Origin of the sequence: Nesterenkonia haasae (genome assembly GCF_010119385.1) — a bacterium.
Lineage (GTDB): Bacteria > Actinomycetota > Actinomycetes > Actinomycetales > Micrococcaceae > Nesterenkonia > Nesterenkonia haasae.
In genome coordinates this window covers 1-519 of record NZ_VFIE01000012.1, presented here as the reverse complement: position 1 = coordinate 519, position 519 = coordinate 1, and the positions used below count along the sequence as shown (strand labels likewise).

The window sequence follows — 519 nt, the reverse complement described above, 5'->3', positions numbered from 1 at the left end:
GCTCGCGCGGGTGGCGCTCGCTCATGCGCTCGGTCTCGCCGCGCTGCACCTTGGTCAACTCGGTGATCACCCGGCGCAACGGGCGCAGGCTCCACTGCAGGATGACGGTCTGCAGCAGCAGCAGGATCAGGCCGATGCCGCCCAGGTAGAACCAGACGCGGCCACGGAACACGCGCAGCTGGGCACCCAGCGCGCGCGAGTCTTCCATCACATAGATGGTGTACGGGAATTCGGTGGCAGGATCGGCGTCGGCGCCCCACACCAGGCCGAGGCCGTAGCGGTACACCGAGCCTTGGCTGCCGTCGATCTGGATCATCGGCAGCGGGCCTTCGAACACCTCCTGGCGCGGTGCCAGCAGGCCGCCGCCGACGGTGGGCAGCATCGGGCCTTCAGCGGACATCGAATTGCCCTTGCCGTGCGGCATCACTACCTGCAGGTACAGGCCACTGCCGGGCACGTCGAAGCGGGAATCCGGCGGCTGCTCGCGGATGTACAGCGAGCGGTCGCGGGTGAAGTCGA

The 519-nt window shown here is 68.4% G+C and carries 1 protein-coding gene; it reads right to left on the bottom strand.

Translation table 11 applies throughout. The annotated features are described in order from the left end of the window. A partial coding sequence (locus tag FH975_RS00040; protein ID WP_202922923.1) for a hypothetical protein occupies window positions 1-519 on the bottom strand: 519 nt, incomplete at both ends.